Origin of the sequence: Pseudomonas sp. NFIX49, assembly GCF_900115915.1 — a bacterium.
Classification (GTDB): Bacteria; Pseudomonadota; Gammaproteobacteria; order Pseudomonadales; family Pseudomonadaceae; genus Aquipseudomonas; species Aquipseudomonas pharyngis.
The window spans coordinates 428,913-444,316 of the sequence record NZ_FOYE01000006.1; the positions used below are offsets into that span (position 1 = coordinate 428,913).

General features: G+C 58.2%; 12 protein-coding genes. 5 read left to right on the forward strand and 7 right to left on the reverse strand.

The window, feature by feature from the left end; genetic code table 11:
• The first annotated feature begins 103 nt into the window (after nt 1-103).
• Nucleotides 104-322, forward strand: coding sequence for a DUF2970 domain-containing protein (locus tag BMZ46_RS19725; protein WP_007959515.1), 219 nt, complete (start codon nt 104-106; stop codon nt 320-322).
• A 5-nt stretch (nt 323-327) separates the two neighbouring features.
• Here the strand turns inward: BMZ46_RS19725 and BMZ46_RS19730 are convergent, their stop codons facing one another.
• Nucleotides 328-1,401 carry an ABC transporter substrate-binding protein gene (locus BMZ46_RS19730; protein WP_039768832.1) on the reverse strand — a complete coding sequence of 358 codons (1,074 nt, stop codon included), beginning with the start codon at nt 1,399-1,401 and terminating at the stop codon, nt 328-330.
• 525 nt (nt 1,402-1,926) lie between these two features.
• Between BMZ46_RS19730 and BMZ46_RS19735 the strand changes: the two genes are divergently transcribed.
• Entirely contained in the window at nt 1,927-3,585 is a 1,659-nt protein-coding gene (locus tag BMZ46_RS19735) for a nitrite/sulfite reductase (protein ID WP_039768834.1), read from the forward strand.
• The gene (locus BMZ46_RS19740) at nt 3,569-4,063 is read left to right on the forward strand and encodes a DUF934 domain-containing protein (RefSeq protein ID WP_007959510.1); all 495 of its coding nucleotides are present in this window, start codon (nt 3,569-3,571) and stop codon (nt 4,061-4,063) included. The genes BMZ46_RS19735 and BMZ46_RS19740 overlap by 17 nt, the downstream gene beginning before the upstream one ends.
• Nucleotides 4,064-4,124: 61 nt before the next feature.
• Here BMZ46_RS19740 and BMZ46_RS19745 read toward each other — a convergent pair whose 3' ends face one another.
• Both BMZ46_RS19745 and sohB read right to left on the reverse strand, forming a co-directional pair.
• Nucleotides 4,125-8,978, reverse strand: a complete 4,854-nt coding sequence (locus BMZ46_RS19745; protein WP_166742315.1) for an NEL-type E3 ubiquitin ligase domain-containing protein — start codon at nt 8,976-8,978, stop codon at nt 4,125-4,127.
• Nucleotides 8,979-9,174: 196 nt separating this feature from the next.
• Nucleotides 9,175-10,197: a protease SohB gene (gene sohB, locus BMZ46_RS19750; RefSeq protein ID WP_074690330.1), complete on the reverse strand. Its 1,023-nt coding sequence runs from the start codon at nt 10,195-10,197 to the stop codon at nt 9,175-9,177.
• 207 nt (nt 10,198-10,404) lie between these two features.
• On the opposite strand from sohB, the gene BMZ46_RS19755 reads away from it, so the two are divergent.
• Nucleotides 10,405-11,115, forward strand: a complete 711-nt coding sequence (locus BMZ46_RS19755; protein ID WP_074690327.1) for a histidine phosphatase family protein — start codon at nt 10,405-10,407, stop codon at nt 11,113-11,115.
• Between the two features lie 48 nt (nt 11,116-11,163).
• Nucleotides 11,164-11,481, forward strand: coding sequence for an SCP2 sterol-binding domain-containing protein (locus tag BMZ46_RS19760; RefSeq protein WP_007959502.1), 318 nt, complete (start codon nt 11,164-11,166; stop codon nt 11,479-11,481).
• A 72-nt stretch (nt 11,482-11,553) separates the two neighbouring features.
• Here BMZ46_RS19760 and BMZ46_RS19765 read toward each other — a convergent pair whose 3' ends face one another.
• The 4 genes from BMZ46_RS19765 to BMZ46_RS19780 are packed head-to-tail and all read right to left on the reverse strand — an operon-like array spanning nt 11,554 to nt 15,403.
• A complete protein-coding gene (locus BMZ46_RS19765) occupies nt 11,554-12,153 on the reverse strand; it encodes a hypothetical protein (RefSeq protein WP_039768838.1) in 600 nt (199 codons plus the stop codon).
• A 2-nt stretch (nt 12,154-12,155) separates the two neighbouring features.
• Complete coding sequence (locus BMZ46_RS19770) at nt 12,156-13,193, reverse strand: hypothetical protein (RefSeq protein WP_039768839.1); 1,038 nt, start codon at nt 13,191-13,193, stop codon at nt 12,156-12,158.
• Between the two features lie 12 nt (nt 13,194-13,205).
• Nucleotides 13,206-13,733 (reverse strand): PAAR domain-containing protein, encoded by a 528-nt coding sequence (locus tag BMZ46_RS19775; protein WP_039768840.1) that lies wholly within the window; start codon nt 13,731-13,733, stop codon nt 13,206-13,208.
• A 35-nt stretch (nt 13,734-13,768) separates the two neighbouring features.
• A complete protein-coding gene (locus BMZ46_RS19780) occupies nt 13,769-15,403 on the reverse strand; it encodes an ABC transporter ATP-binding protein (RefSeq protein WP_074690323.1) in 1,635 nt (544 codons plus the stop codon).
• Nucleotide 15,404: the final 1 nt, after the last annotated feature.

The following is a 15,404-nucleotide window of genomic DNA, read 5'->3' on the forward strand; positions in this document are numbered from 1 at the left end:
TTCACGCGACACCCTGTGGGAGCCAATTGGCTCCCACAGTTATTTCTGTGGCTTCAAAGGCGTTGGCTATGCTTGTCTGACACACACGGCAGACGAGGGATTTATGGACGATCCAGTCGACAACAAGCCACCGACGTTCTGGCAGATGCTGCATAGCGTCATGGCGGCGGCGTTCGGGGTGCAGAGCGGCAAGAACCGGGCAAGGGACTTCACCCACGGCAAGCCCAGCCATTTCATCTTTTTGGGTATCGCGTTCACGGCGGTGTTCGCGCTGACGCTGTTCGGCATTGTGCAACTGGTGGTGCACCTGGCGGGCGTCTGACGGCCCTAGTGCATCAGGGTCTGCAGATTGAACGGGTAGCGATACGAAACCGGGCGCCCTTTCGCCGAGAGCTTGCGAAAGTGCACGCCGTAGTCCGGCGAGGCGCCCATGGCAAGGATTCGGCGGGCATGATCCCTGTCGATCAGTTGCAGCAACGGAATCTGCCGATCCCGGCCGCCATACTGATTCAGATCGACGCCTTGCGCGTGATCATGCAGCTCGACCAGTGCCCAGCCACCCAGGGTGAAATGGCCGCCGAGCAACGCGCTCAGGCGCCCGTCGACCACCGCCTGCAAGGCTTCGGGCGAGGTGTTGACCGCGCTGAACAGCACGTCCTTGCCCGGCACCTTGCCGGCCTCGGACGCGGCACGCATCACGCCGAAGGCCATTTCATCATTGGCTGCCCATACCAATGAAACGTTGGGATAGCGGACCAGCAACTGCTTCGCCTGCTCGTAAGCCCGCTGCTGGGTCCAGCCGCCATAGACCAGTTGCCGCAAACGCACCTGCGGATTCTCCGCCAGGGCTCGCTGCATGCCCTTTTCGCGCAATTGCGCCGATGGCGTGATCTTGAGGCCGGAAAACGCCAGCAGATCGATGCTTTCACCGGGCGCCACGGGCGGATGCAGGCGGATCAGCTCTTTCATCATCAGGTAGCCGCCCTCCTCGTCATTGGGCACCAGGCTGCCGATGCGATCCGCGCCCTCTGTCACCAGTGCCTGCTGGTTGGACGTCAGTCCCGAGTTGACAATAAAAAGCTTCACACCACTGCCATTGGCCAAGCGCAGAATCTGCGGTGCCACGTACTGTTCGTTGACGAACACCAGATAATCCGGGCGATCTGGCCCCTGCAGGGCCAGTCGCGCCTGCGCCAGGGTCAATTCCGGCTGACGCTGGGCGTAGAGGATGCGCAGGTCGATGCCCAGATCCCGGGCGGCAGCCTGCATGAATTGCGAATAGCTGACCCAGAATGCTTCCTGCGTCGAGCCCGGATTCAGGAACAGCACCGACTCCGCACGCGCGCAGGTACCGAAAACCGCGCCGAACAGCAGCAGGCTGAGGTGAAGAAGCTTGAACATGAATCATCCGGGCCCAAGGAAAAATGGCCGCGCATTATAGCCATTGATCACCTGGCCTTTGGCGCTTGATCCCGCCTTTTGTCCGACAATCGTCGCAAGCGGGGCCCGGACGAGTCGTTTTACTGATGGCTGACCCAGAATACCGCCGTTCCAACGACCAGAATGATCAGGAACAGAATCGCCCAGGCATCGACGCTGCTATCGCTTTTCCTTGCTTTGGTTGGGTTGCTCATTGCATCGCCTCTTGTCGGTTTTATCGGTGATTGCAGAAAGACTCGTCCACAGTAAAGACGATGATTGTCCGCACGACAAATGTGGTTTAGTTGACAGTGATTCTTGTTAGGCGATTTGGTTCTTTACATATACTCAAACATCACTTTTGCGCATAACTGCAAACGGGTATATTGCCCCGGCTCCGTCAGGGAGTGCGCGGCCGTGCGCGCAGAATTGCAGAGGAACCATCGGACTCCAGCAAGCGAAAACGCAGCGTTTTCCGAGTGGCCAAAGCCTGAGAACAGGACTTATATGTACGTATACGACGAGTACGATCAGCGGATCATCGAGGACCGCGTCAAGCAGTTCCGTGATCAGACCCGACGCTATCTGGCAGGTGAGCTGAGCGAAGAAGAATTCCGCCCCCTGCGCCTGCAGAATGGCCTGTATATCCAGCGTTTCGCGCCGATGTTGCGAGTGGCGGTGCCTTACGGCCAACTGACCTCGCGTCAGGTGCGCATGATGGCCAAGATCGCCCGCGACTATGACAAGGGCTACGCCCACATCAGCACGCGGCAGAACGTGCAGTTCAACTGGCCGGCGGTCGAAGACATCCCGGACATCCTCGCCGAACTGGCCACTGTGCAGATGCACGCCATCCAGACCAGCGGCAACTGCCTGCGCAACGTCACTACTGACCAGTTCGCCGGTGTCGCAGCCGACGAGTTGATCGACCCGCGTCCGTGGTGCGAAATCGTTCGTCAGTGGACCACGTTCCACCCGGAATTCGCCTACCTGCCACGCAAGTTCAAGATCGCCGTCAACGGTTCGACTTCCGACCGCGCGGCCATCGAAGTCCACGACATCGGCCTTGAGCCGGTACACAACGCTGCTGGCGAACTCGGTTTCCGCGTGCTGGTCGGCGGTGGTCTGGGTCGTACCCCGGTGGTCGGTGCGTTCATCAACGAGTTCCTGCCATGGCAGGACCTGTTGAGCTACCTCGACGCGATCCTGCGGGTGTACAACCGCTACGGGCGTCGCGACAACAAATACAAGGCGCGGATCAAGATCCTCGTCAAGGCGCTGACGCCGGAAGTCTTCGCCCAAAAAGTCGATGCCGAGATGGAACACCTGCGCGGCGGCCAGACCACCCTGACCGAAGCCGAAGTCCATCGCGTCGCCAAACACTTCGTCGACCCGGACTACAAGGCACTGAGCAGTCAGGACGCCGAACTGGCCGCCCTCGACAAAGAGCATCCGGGTTTCGCCCGCTGGCGCACCCGCAACACCCTGGCGCACAAGAAGCCGGGCTATGTGGCCGTGACCCTGTCCCTGAAGCCGACCGGCGTTGCACCGGGTGACATCACCGACAAGCAGCTCGACGCCGTCGCCGACCTGGCCGACCGCTACAGCTTCGGTCAACTGCGCACCTCCCACGAGCAGAACATCATTCTGGCCGACGTCGAGCAGAGCCAGCTGTTCACCCTGTGGGGCGAACTGCGTGAAGGTGGCTTCGCCACTCCGAACATCGGCCTGCTGACCGACATCATCTGCTGCCCTGGCGGTGATTTCTGCTCCCTGGCCAACGCCAAGTCGATCCCGATCGCCGAATCGATCCAGCGCCGTTTCGACGACCTGGACTACCTGTTCGACATCGGTGAACTGGACCTGAACATCTCCGGCTGCATGAACGCCTGCGGTCACCACCACGTCGGCCACATCGGCATCCTCGGTGTGGACAAGAAAGGTGAAGAGTTCTACCAGGTCTCGCTCGGCGGCAGCGCCAGCCGTGACGCCAGCCTGGGCAAGATCCTCGGCCCTTCCTTCGCCCAGGAAGACATGCCGGACGTGATCTCCAAACTGATCGACGTGTACGTGGAACAGCGCACCGAAGACGAGCGTTTCATCGACACCTACCAGCGTATTGGCATCGACCTCTTCAAGGAACGCGTCTATGCAGCGAATCATTAAGAACAACGAGGTCGTCGACGAAACCTGGCACCTGCTGCCCAAGGATTTCAACATCGACGAAATCAGCAACTGCGACGACCTGATCGTCCCGCTGCAGCTGTGGCGTGAACACGCCCGCATGCTCAAGGCCCGCGATGGCGGTCTGGGTGTGTGGCTGGACGCCGATGAAGAAGCCGAAGAAATCGGTGACGACGTCAATGAGTTCCAGGTAATTGCCCTGAACTTCCCGGCGTTCACCGATGGCCGCAACTACTCCAACGCCCGCCTGCTGCGTGACCGTTACGGTTTCAAAGGCGAACTGCGAGCGATTGGCGACGTACTGCGCGACCAGCTGTTCTACATGCGCCGTTGCGGTTTCGATGCCTTCGCCCTGCGCGCGGACAAAGACCCGTACGATGCCCTTGAAAGCCTCAAGGACTTCTCGGTGACCTATCAGGCCGCCACTGACGAACCGCTGCCGCTGTTCCGTCGCCGCTGAACATGCGCCTGAGCCCGGCTACCGGGCTCAGGATCGCACCGTTTCCCCCCACTGTTTCAGCTCACAGGCGCGCAGAACCCTGTGCTTGCACACTGCTCAGTCCTGGATGCCGGGCCAGGGCCTGTTCGGTCAACTGTCGGGTCAGTCTCGCCATTTGGTTTCGATAGTTTTCGAAGATCGCCATCATTCTTTGAGTCGCAACCGGCCGTGGCAGCTCTGCCTGCACCTCCAGTCGCGCGAACGCGTCAGCACTGTCATTCAGCAGGGTCAGAAACTGTTCCCGATATATCGTATGCAAGTACTGCGACCAGAAAGGCTGTGTCTTGATCGACGCCAGCAGTGCGGGTGAGTTTTCTGCCTTGACGACCTCGGTGTAGGCCCGGTCCAGTTGATCTTCGGTGATCTCGACATCGAGTCGGACATTGATGTCCCGTGGCTGGGCAGGCAGATCCAGTCGCTGGGCAAGCCCGACCCGGTAGCCGAGGTTCAGCTCCAGCGCCTGCTGACGACTGAGCGTGCCATCCTGCGTACGGCTGCTTATCTCGATCAACGCCTGCTTTTCCACTTCCTGCAAACGGAACAGGCCCCGCAGCAACCGGATCAGCTCCCCTTCAAGAGACTGCGCACCGGAGCGCGCAGCCTCCATTGCCCGGTAACACAACACCCTGACTTCGATATCACTGAACAGAGCAGAGGCATCTGCAGCACTGACTCGACCGATCCAGGCCATTCGAAACAGCGCGTTACGCAGTTCATCGCTTTCTGAAGCGGCCTGCAACACGTTCCAGACTCGCTGGGCCAACTGTGTATGTTGGCGGGTGTAGTCGGCGGTGTAACGCATTTGCTCGAGCACCAGAAAGAAATCCCTGGACCGCGGGTTGGTGATCAATGCCGCCCAGGTCCGCTGCATCTGGACGACCAGATCGCCTGCCACGCCCGAGACCCAGTGAGCACCCAGTGCATCCGTACGCAGCGCCTCCGGCACTCGCTGGATGTAGTCGGCAGTAATCACGCCCAGGCTGATGCCACGATCCCGCTGGTAGGTTGCGATTGCTCTCAGGGTGGCAGGCGAAAGCGGATTGCCGTCGACATTAGTACCTCGGTTCAGCTCCAGACGAGCCGTGAACACTGAGTCGGGCAGTGTCGCGATCATGTTGTCACGCAGATCCAGGGTTTGCAGTTCAGCCAGACCGTATACGCCCAATGGCCACTGACTGATGCCACTGGCACGCAATGACAGGTGACGCAAGCGACTCCAGGAGGTCACGGCCGGCAAGCGGCCGAGATCAGGATTGAAACTCAGGTTCAACGATTGCAGATGTGTCATTGCGGCTAGCGAAGCCTGTGCTTCAGCGGTCAGATGAATCTGATTGTTGCTCAGATTCAGATGGGTCAGCCGTGACATGCTCTCAAGCGCCAGGGGAACCCGAGTCAGCCCGTTTCCGGTCAGGCTCAAGTCGTTCAGATTGGGGAAGTTATGCAAAAAAGCATTCAAACCGGCACTGGCGCCCACATTGTCCATTACCAGTGCATTGACATGTCGGAAGTCGGCGACGATGACAGGCAGGTCGCCAAGCGGTTGCGGATCAAACACCAGTCTGTAGAACGTCCGGGAGGCTTGCGTCACGGTAGCGGATTCCCTGCGCCAGGCCTGCAGAATCGCCTGGGCGGCCCTTGCCTTGCTGCGCGGAGGAACTTTGCGCCTCGGGCCGTCGCCCACCTGATATCGGGTGTCGCGATGAACCCATTGCTCCAGCGTATTACGCATTGACTCGTATTGTTGCCTCAACCCCTCGAGCGTCCGGACTGCCAGTACATCGTCGCTGTCCAGTGTCTTCACGAAATGATCGATTTGCGCAGCCGAATGCGAGGGGAACAACTCCCGGGCACGTTGTATCAGTACAGATGATCGCCTGGATGCCGGGTCTGCAGGTGGCTCGGCCAGCCAGGTCGATCGTTCCACCAGGCGATCAGCCAGGACCATGGGCGAGCGATAACCTTCACGCAACGCTTCCTTTTCCAGCAGGCGGGCGAAAACCTCGCGTCGTTGATGAGCCATCGCAGTGATTTTTCGACGCAAGACCTCCTCTCCTTTGTCGACGTCAACCTTCAGGGATTTTCGTGCGTGCTCCGGCAGACCGTCCCACAGCGCATGAAAGAAACTCTCGCGAGTGCGACCGTCGTGAGTTGTAAGCACTTTTTCGTCCGCATCGAGTGCTTGAAATCGATCCGTGTAGGCTTCGATAAAAACCTTGTGGCGCGCAGTCGTACTGCCGATACTCGCGCGCTCGTCCGAATGCACCGCCCACTCCACAATTTCGATGAACACGTCGGCAGGCCACCCCGGCAGACTGGCCAGGCTATCCAGCACCAGCAGATCGCTGGACAGCCCACAGGCGGCGTCCAGATAAAGTCCTTCGTAGGCGCGATTCAACCGAACGACTTGCTCATAGCGCCGCGCTTCTTCGGCCAGACGCAAAGGCACGCTACCGGACTCGAGTTCTTCCAGTTCTCCCGAATCAGCGTTGGCCACCAGTTCATCGGCAACGCTCGCTGGCAGACCGGCAAATGCCTCATGTACCGGCTCGGCCAGGGATTCGCGAAGAACGTCGGTCTGGAGATCGACCCGATGGAACAGTCCCAGGCGTGATTTGTTCGCCTTGCCGGCGATCACGACCCTCAGCTGTTCGATCTGTCCGGCCTGGTCAGCGGGCGCCGAGCCTAGCAAGCGCAATCGTTGAGGGCTGTCGAGACCGGCCAGCAACACCGGATAGTAATCACCCTTGTGAAGCCGTTCTTCGCCGATCTTCAACCGCTGTAGCGCCGTTGCCGGACCATAGCGTTCGATTTCCTTTCCGACGACACTGACCACACTCACCGCGAGGTTTTTTGGCCACCCAGGGGCGGACGTAAGGAGGAAAAGTTGCAAGTCCGGATTGGCAGCAGAAGCGGATAAAGGGTTATTCAACTGTTTCATGAATTGCTCGACAGCCGCATCGGCGCGAAATCGCCTGACGCTGTCGACGAGCACGGCCATCGGCTTGCTTCGATCAATGAACAGTTGCCGCAACGGCTGTTCGCCGATATCGATGGTCGCCAGGACTTGTAAAGCCTGCGCATCGGTAAGGTGTTCCTGGCGATACCCCAGACGACGGAACAGTCTCAGGCGGTTCCAGTCCTGGGGAAGTTCGGAGTCGTGTCGCCAGGCGCCGGCGCGGTTGGTTTCCAGTACGGGGGAGTAACGGTCCGCCACGTCATGATGGGCCACCTCCCAAACATCGGACTCAGGCCTCGGCCGTACGACATAGTTGTCGGAGTCAATGCGCAAATAAAGGTTGCTGTGCTCTCGGACGAGCCCCTGTTCGTCCATTTCGATCCCGCGAGGCATCGCCCGGTGCCGCCTGTAGGCCGCCAGATCGACATTCCACAACCGCAGCACACCCGACGAGATAGGCACTGAACGCAGTCGCTGGATGAAGGGGGAGGCCCTGACCACCTTGTAGGTACCGATCGCTACCTTTACGCCTGCGGTCGCAGCAGACATTACAATCAGGTTCTCGATGGTATCAAAGAGATAATCCGTGGCCCGCTCCTGGTCCCCCGCTGCCCAGCTGGAAATACCTTCGTAAATATTGTCAAGCAACTGGATACCGGCCACGGCAAACATGACTTCACCAACAACAGGCACAAATGAGGCGAAGAACAGTGCCGTATTGAACGCAATGGTTTTGTAGGTATCGAGCCTGGCCAACCGGGTCTTTTCGTCCTCGTCATCCGTCGGGATCACCAGCAATCGTGCATCTGCGCGGATGCGTTCGGCCTGCATCTGGAACATTGCCCGAAACAGATCATTCTTATGCTCTTTACCCAGATCAAGCTCTTCGAGCGGGAGATAGATAGAGTCCTTGGGCAGGATCGGAGGTGTCACCGACAACAAGCGCTTATCCAGAGCAGCGAGAAACTCGGGGCGATCCTTGAGCTTGATGAACCCCATGAAAAAACCGAGAAATTCGGTTGTTCTCAGGCGACGACTTAGATCTACCTCAAATCGGTTAAACGACAGATACTCTTTCAAAGGGTGCAGCGAATCACCCGGCAGGTAAATCACACATCGGTCGTCGTTTTCGCTGACGGGCGCTATGGATATCGGACCATGCAGTTGTACGCCCAGTATTTTCAGAGTCTTGTACGCGAGGACATTCTGGTTCGATGACTCTTCGTTCCCCACGGTATGAAGCATACGGTATACATCGGCACTGATATGTTTTTGCAGGTAGGCAAGATGCCGTTCGACCGCGAATCGATCTTTGGCATAGACCAGACCTTTATCAAGCAGGCTGCCAGTTTTATTCTTGTCACCGAACAAATCAGCCACATGGGCTTGATATTGCTTTCCCAGATCCAGATCTCGACAAAGCTTGGCAAACTCATGAGGCTCAATTGAAAGTGTTCGACTGACATGCCCCGTTATCTTTTCCGGAATATAGAGATGTGATTGTTCATGATAATTCTGGGGCAGTGTCTCGCTGACTTCAAAGTTTTCACATGCAGCGGTCAATAGATCCCGTTCAATCGGCAGCACAAGTTTGCGTCGCAGCCCAAGCAGGCTGGAAGTGGAGCGCACATGTTGAAATACCACCCCCTCCACCTGAAAAGGTTCGGCCAACCTGTCGGACATGGCCTTGGCCAGTAAAGGTTTGCAGAATTGCTCCGGCGACTTGAATGCTCGCAACGCGCTGACCGCAGCGTTCCTCGACACATAACTGGACTTCAGGCTTGCATATAAGTCATTCCGAACTTCGGCTGATGACTCAAGCATCCAGGCAGGGGTATGTTTTTTCAACAGATCAAAATGCACACCCTGTTCAGCCGGTGTCATTTCTAAAGTTATTTTTTCGTCTCGCCTAACTTCCATGTAAAACATCCATCAAACAATTTTGAATAATTAGCCTAGAGCCCGGGCCAATTAAAAAAAAGCATAAATAGTTGATGGATACGAACTATGAAACAGCAGTAACTTTAAACTTTAAACTATATATGTAACGCACATCGTTTCAATAAAAATGCAGAGGGGGGCAGTTGGCATTTGCCGCCGACGCCCCCACGGAGCATTACCAGAAACGCTGCTGGGTCAGACGACTCCACCAGCTCAGCAACACGCGATCCACCGAGCCGCTGGCCGCCATGCCGATCCGCTCCTGCAGGCTTTTGCGTTCGGCGTAGTGCAGGTGATAGACCTCGGACTGTTTGGCGCGCTCGGCCAGGTATTCGTCGCTGGTCTTGAGTTCGTCGACCAGTTGCTTGTCCAGTGCCGCGATGCCGAGCCAGACTTCACCGGTGGCGACCTCGTCGATCGCCAGCTGTGGGCGATAACGGGCAACGAAGTTCTTGAACAGCTGATGGGTGATGTCCAGGTCTTCCTGGAATTTCTCCCGGCCCTTCTCGGTGTTTTCACCGAACACGGTCAGGGTGCGTTTGTACTCGCCGGCGGTCAGTACTTCGAAATCGATGTCATGCTTTTTCAGCAGGCGGTTGACGTTGGGCAACTGCGCCACCACACCGATGGAGCCAAGAATGGCGAATGGCGCGCTGATGATCTTCTCGCCGATGCACGCCATCATGTAGCCGCCGCTGGCTGCGACCTTGTCGATGCACACGGTCAACGGCACGCCGGCTTCACGAACGCGCGCCAGTTGCGACGAGGCCAGGCCATAGCTGTGCACCATGCCGCCGCCGCTTTCCAGACGCAGGACCACTTCGTCCTTCGGCGTGGCCAGGGTCAGCAGCGCGGTGATTTCGTGGCGCAGGCTCTCGGTGGCCGAAGCCTTGATGTCGCCGTCGAAGTCGAGCACGAACACCCGAGGTTTGGCTTCGGGTTTCTTTTTCTGTTTCTTCTCGGACTTGGCCTGGCCCTTGCGCAAGGCCTTGAGCTGATCCTTGTCGAGCAGGGTCTGCTCCAGACGCTCACGCAGGCCTTTATAGAAATCGTTGAGCTTGCTGACCTGCAACTGGCCCGCAGATTTGCGCCGGCCCTTGCTGCGCAACGCAGCAAAACTGGCCAGCACCACCAGAATGGCGATGACCAGCGTTACGGTCTTGGCCAGGAAACTGGCGTATTCAGTGAAAAACTCCACAGTGACTCCTTCAAACGATGCGCGGTCATGAAACACACGCGGGAATTGGCTCCAGCATACCCATGCACCGGCCGGTCGGCCAGCCGTGAAACCTCTGGCAACAAGGCTGGAACGGGCATTTCAAACAAGCGTATGTTTTTTCATTGACAGCTCACCGTCATCCCCATAACCTCGCCTCAACCTTCAACGTACCGGGACGACGCGGACGTGGGCAGCATCTACTTGATTCGACATGGCCAGGCCTCCTTCGGTGCAGACGACTATGACGTCCTGTCGCCGACCGGTGTACGCCAGGCAGAAATCCTCGGCCGTCACCTCGCCGAACTCGGAATCAGCTTCGACCGCTGCCTGTCGGGCGACCTGCGCCGCCAGCAACACACGGCCAACAGCGCGCTGGAACAGTTCGCCGCCGTCGGCCTGCCGGTTCCCGTTCTGGAGATCGATTCGGCTTTCAACGAATTCGACGCCGACGCCGTGATCCGCGCCCTGCTCCCGCCCATGCTGCCGCAAGAGCCCGAAGCACTGGAAATCCTGCGCAACGCCGCACAAAACCGTGGCGAGTTCCAGCGCATCTTCGCCTTGATCATCGAACGCTGGCTCGCCGGCACCTACGACACACCTGGCCTGGAAAGCTGGCTGGGTTTCGTCGAGCGGGTCCAGGCCGGTCTGCACCGAATACTCGAACAAGCCGACAACACCCAGAAAATCGCGGTGTTCACTTCCGGTGGCACGATCACCGCCCTGCTCCACCTCATCACTCAAATGCCTGCCCGGCAGGCCTTTGAACTGAACTGGCAAATCGTCAACACCTCGCTCAACCAGCTGAAGTTCCGCGGTCGCGAGGTGGCTCTGGCTTCCTTCAACAGTCATGCACACCTGCAACTGCTGAAGGCCCCGGAACTCATCACGTTTCGCTGAGTCCGGATTACTGTGACCCTGCTGCAATCAACCAAAAAGGATCGAACCATGACCTCCGTAGCTGATGCCGTAAAAGCAATGCAAGCCAAGTTCAACCCAGCCGCCGCTGCCGGTCTGGATCTGGTCTTCGGTTTCAACATCACTGACGAAGACAAGCAATACGCCCTGATCGTCAAAGACGGCACCTGCGACATCCAGGAAGGCGAAAACCCGGACGCCAACTGCACGCTGGTGCTGGACAGCGAAACCCTCAAAGGTATCGTCAGCGGCGAAACCGACGGCATGCAGGCTTTCATGGGCGGCAAGCTGCGCGTTGAAGGCGACATGATGCTGTCGATGAAACTGTCCGAGCTGTTCCCGGCGTAAACGTCCGGACGCAATTCGCGAATCCCGCCTCTGGCGGGATTCGTGCTTTCAGAGGCCGATGATCTCCAACCATCAACGTGTTGAACCCGGCGCTCTTTCCAGCTCTCGCTGAATATCTCGAAACGCAGTGGCCGCTTCACTTCCTTCAGCCAGATGCTCTGCCATCGACCCAGTCAGCATTTTTTTGTCGGTGACATCCCAGTCAATCGTGATGACAAACGTGTCGCCCCCAAGAGTCACAAACAACCAATAGGAATCCACCGGTCTGTCCGGTTGGGAGAACGCACTGTAGGCATATCGAATCTGGCGACGAAGATCCGGTGTATCGAGAACCAGCCCCTCTGTATCCACCTTCGGATAACGCTCTTCCATCGCAACCAGCACTTTGGTCAGAAACTCGTCATTCGAAATGCCCCTCAACGGATCAGGACTGTTGCGCAGCATGGTGACAGGACTCTGTGCGGAAGGCGTACCCATAAAACGCGGTCGATACATTCCCGAGCTGAACCATCGTGTCGCGTCAAAGCGCGTTTCTTCAGGGCTCCAGTCGCCGTAATACATCATTACCCTGGCGGACATTTGATCTTCCTTGCTGTAATAAAAAAATACCGTAGTGATGAACACTGCCAGCAAGATGAGCAGAAGGCAGTTCTTTCTCGATAGACGCAGCATGCTCAAGCGGGTCTGTATTCAAGAAGGTGGGCCGGCACCCCGGTGGGGGTATCCCCGGAACGGACATCACGATGTGCACCCAACGCATCCAGCGGGTAACCCACGGTTTTCTCGTGAAAACTGCGGCTGTCCTCATGTGCTACCAACTTGCGCTCCTCATCAGTAACCGTTGAAAGGGGTTTTTGCGGGGCCTTTTCATCTGGAAGCTCAGCCGTCGGGTTCTTCGCTGTCTTACGGTGTTCTGCAAGCTTTCGTTGATACTCGATATTCTTGCGGGTGTAGCTTTCCATCGCCTCCCTGTCGGAGGCCATCCGCTGACGCGTGCCGGGCACCGATTGCCGCTCCGCGTTGGTGCCATAAGTCGTGTCGTAATTGCTGCGACGCGGAAACGCCATGACGGTTGTCCGGGTTGCATTAGCCATGATTTGCGCGAGGCTGAGTTCATAATGAGGGTCTTCGCCCTCGAGCACCCAACGCTCGGCGTTGATGCCCAGCCCGGTGCGACAGGCATAAGAGTGAATCTTTGCACCGTATGCAAACGCTTCCGGCTTGAACATTTTCGCCTGGGCATCACGTAATCGGTAACTTTCACGCTTATCCAGCTCGTATCCCAGCTCGATTGCACCCACTACGCCATGGGAGAAAAAATCGAGCTGTTTGATTTCTCTGCCGCGACGTTGCCGGGTAAAGATGAAATCCACCAGGCCGGATATTGAATCCAGTTCCCGGTATTGCGCGCCATGATCGCGCTCGACTACCAGTTTCAAGGCCGCCAGCAGGTTTTGCGGATAGTCATCCTTGAAAATCAGAAAGACGCGTTGTTTCGAAAAACTTGGCGTGCCTTCGGGGTACTTCGTCAGTTGTCGGATGCCTTGATTGATGAAGCGCATTTTATTGCCCTTCTGCCCGCGCCAGTTTTCTATCGTCGACATGTAGGAAGCCCCCACCACGGTCACATAATCCTGTGCCAGCGTGCCCGTGACCTGAGTCGTCGCATGCTGATCAGTGGTCTTGGCCTGTTTCTTCTTTGGTGCAGCCACGCGTCGCCCTCCTTAATAGTCGATGCCCAGGGCATCCAGATGGAGGGCCGCTTCCTTGCCCCACTGAACAACAATGGATGTCGGATCGGCTGTAAATACCCTCTCAGCATTGCCATGGTTGTCGGTATGGCCGACCAGGCGCTGTCCATCGCCGGTTTCGATGCAATAGAGCATGTCGGGAATTGCTTCGCCGGTGGTTTCGTCCACCAGCTGGAAGCGTTCACTGTGTTTTGGCACGGTGACAATCGGGCTGAAAGGCGCGGAACCGACCTGCGTGCCGACAAAAACGTCGCCGGAGCCGGTAATGATCATTCCGCCATGGGCTGTGGCGCTGCCGAGGAAGGCGATTGGCTTGCCGTTGATCAGGATGTTGCCGATGCCCTCGGTGACGGAATCACCGCAGGCGGTGGTATCACCGACTCGCAGCACAGGCATGCCATTGATGTTCACATTGGGTGAACCGCTGGTGCTGGGGTTGGTACCGTGTCCAGTGATCGGGCAGGCATTGAGATCGCTGAGGCGCGCGGCAGGTTTTGCCATCATCTACATCCTTGTATGAGCGGAGGCCGCGAAATTTACCGGATCTGCCCTGTGGGTGAAAGGCTGGCCTCCTGCCTGCCCGTCTCTGCCGTGACCGGTGTCACAAACGATGCAGCCAGCAGTTCCCGCGTATACGGGTGTCGGGCCGAATGAAACAACCCGGCCGTTTCGCCACGCTCCACCACCTCGCCATCCTTCATCACGATCAGATCGTGGGCCAGCGCCCGCACCACCGCCAGGTCATGACTGATGAACAGATAAGTCAGACCGTGTTCCTCCTGCAACCTGCGCAACAGCGCGACGATCTGTTTCTGCACCGTGCGATCCAGCGCCGACGTCGGCTCATCGAGCAGGATCAGATCCGGCTTGAGCACCAGCGCCCGAGCGATGGCGATACGTTGCCGTTGCCCGCCGGAAAACTCGTGGGGATAGCGATGACGCGTCGCCGGATCGAGCCCGACTTCCTTCAGTACATCGATCACAGCCTGCTCGCGCGCCTGCGCATTCAAGTCGCTGTGCACCTGCAGACCTTCGGCAATGATCTGCTCCACACACAAGCGCGGACTCAGGCTCCCGAACGGGTCCTGAAACACCACTTGCAGGCGTTTGCGCAGCGGACGCAATTGCTTGCCGCTCAGTTGTTCGAGCGCCTCGCCCTTGAAGCGGATGTTGCCGTCGGCGTCGATCAGACGCAGGATCGCCTGACCTAAAGTGGACTTGCCCGATCCGGATTCACCAACAATGCCCAAGGTCTTGCCCCGCTGCAGGTTCAAATCGATGCCGTTGACCGCGTGCAGATACGTCTTGGCCCGCAGCCATCCGCCACCCAGCGGAAAACCCACATTCAGATCACGAACCTCGAGCAGATCTTCCGCTGCATCACGGCAAAGCGCCGCGCCGCCGGGTTCGGCGTTGAGCAATTCGATGCTGTAGGGATGCTGCGGCGCGCGGAACAATTGCTCGCAAGTAGCCTGTTCGACGATTTCGCCCGCGCGCATCACCGCCACCCGCTGGGCGATGGTGCGCACCAGATTCAAGTCATGGCTGATGATCAGCAGCGCCATGCCCAGGCGCTGTTGCAGTTCCTTGAGCAGCAACAGAATCCTGCGCTGGACCGTGACGTCGAGGGCCGTGGTCGGCTCATCGGCAATCAGCAATTGCGGTTCGCACGCCAGCGCCATGGCGATCATCACCCGTTGCCGCTGCCCGCCGGAGAGCTGATGCGGATACGCCTTGAGCCGCTCGCGCGGACGTTGAATGCCCACCAGTTCCAACAGCTCCAGAATCCGTTTGCGCGCCGCAGTGCCCGCCAGGCCTTTGTGCAGCGCCAGGCTTTCGCCGAGTTGGCGCTCAATGCTGTGCAACGGGTTGAGCGAACTCATTGGCTCCTGAAAAATCATTGCGATGCGGTTGCCGCGCAGTTGCCGCAGATAGCGCTCGTGCACACCCAGCAGCTCTTCGCCGCCATAGCGGATGCTGCCGTCGATCTGCGTGATGTTCGGGTCCAGCAGTTGCAGAATGCTGTGGGCCGTTACCGACTTGCCGGAGCCGGACTCGCCGACCAGGGCCAGGCATTCCCCCGGACAAATGTCGAGGTCGATGCCGTGCACCACTTCCTGCCCTTTGAAGGCCACCCGCAGGTCGCGTATTTCGATCAGATGTTCACGCATA